This is a genomic window from Aeromicrobium alkaliterrae (genome assembly GCF_039529015.1).
In the GTDB taxonomy this organism is placed as follows: Bacteria; Actinomycetota; Actinomycetes; order Propionibacteriales; family Nocardioidaceae; genus Aeromicrobium; species Aeromicrobium alkaliterrae.
In genome coordinates, this window is record NZ_BAAAME010000012.1 from 1 (window position 1) to 702 (window position 702).

Genomic DNA, 702 nt, shown 5'->3' on the forward strand with positions numbered 1-702 from the left:
AGGCCGTGCGGACCGGGTCGAGGCCGGAGTCGGGCTCGTCGATCAGCAGGATCTCCGGGTCCAGCACCAGCGCGCGCGCCAGGCCGGCGCGCTTGCGCATGCCGCCCGAGATCTCACCGGGGAGCTTGTTCTCCGCACCGGTCAGACCGACGAGCTCCATCTTGTCCATGACGACCTGCCGGATCTCCGACTCGGACTTCTTGGTGTGCTCGCGCAGCGGGAACGCCACGTTGTCGTACAGGTCCATCGAGCCGAACATCGCGCCGTCCTGGAACAGCACCCCGAAGAGCTTGCGAATCTCGTAGAGATCCTTCTCCGAGCAGTTCGCGATGTCGGTGCCCTCGATCCACACGTGACCCTTGTCGGGCTTCAGCAGACCGATCAACGTCTTGAGGAACACCGACTTGCCGGTGCCCGACGGGCCCAGCATGACGGAGATCTCCCCCGCGGGAAGCGACAAGGTGACGTCGTTCCAGATCATCTGCGATCCGAACTTCTTCGTCAGACCCTCGACCCTGACCTCAACTCCCACGGAGCCCTCCTCGTTTCACCGGCGTCCCCCGACCGGATGGTGGATCTGCGCCATCGTAGTGCAGTGTGACCGGGCGCACAGACCTAACGAGACGCCGTAGCCGAAGTTACGTTTCTACCGTTTCGTCACTGAGAGTTACCGATCGCGCTGTGACTGTAACCGAGGACACA

General features: G+C 63.2%; 1 protein-coding gene. It reads right to left on the reverse strand.

From position 1 onward, the window contains the following. Positions 1 to 532 (reverse strand): ABC transporter ATP-binding protein (locus ABD127_RS18670; RefSeq protein WP_344204328.1); only part of this gene is annotated, 532 nt, incomplete at its 3' end. Positions 533 to 702 lie beyond the last annotated feature (170 nt).